At 65.1% G+C, this 278-nt stretch carries 1 protein-coding gene; it reads right to left on the reverse strand.

What is annotated here, in order from left to right:
* A partial coding sequence (locus EN846_RS34900; protein WP_135928185.1) for an EAL domain-containing protein occupies positions 1 to 278 on the reverse strand: 278 nt, incomplete at both ends.

The raw sequence follows: 278 nt of genomic DNA on the forward strand, positions 1-278 counted from the left end.
GGGCGCTGCTGGCGCAGCCACTGCGCCAGATCACGTGGGCTGAGCGGGCGCGAGTACAGGTAGCCCTGGATCTCGTCGCAGCCCTGGCGGCGCAGCATGTCTTCTTCCTGGTGGGTTTCCACGCCTTCGGCCACCACCTTCATGCCCAGCGCGTGGCCCAGGTGGACGATGGCCTGGGTGACTTCGGCCGTACCCGAGTCATGCAGCATCCCCTGCACGAAACTGCGGTCGATCTTCAGGCGCCCCACCGGGAAGCGATTGAGATAATTGAGGTTGGA

It is taken from the genome of Mesorhizobium sp. M4B.F.Ca.ET.203.01.1.1, from assembly GCF_004791025.1.
GTDB classification, from domain to species: domain Bacteria; phylum Pseudomonadota; class Alphaproteobacteria; order Rhizobiales; family Rhizobiaceae; genus Mesorhizobium; species Mesorhizobium abyssinicae.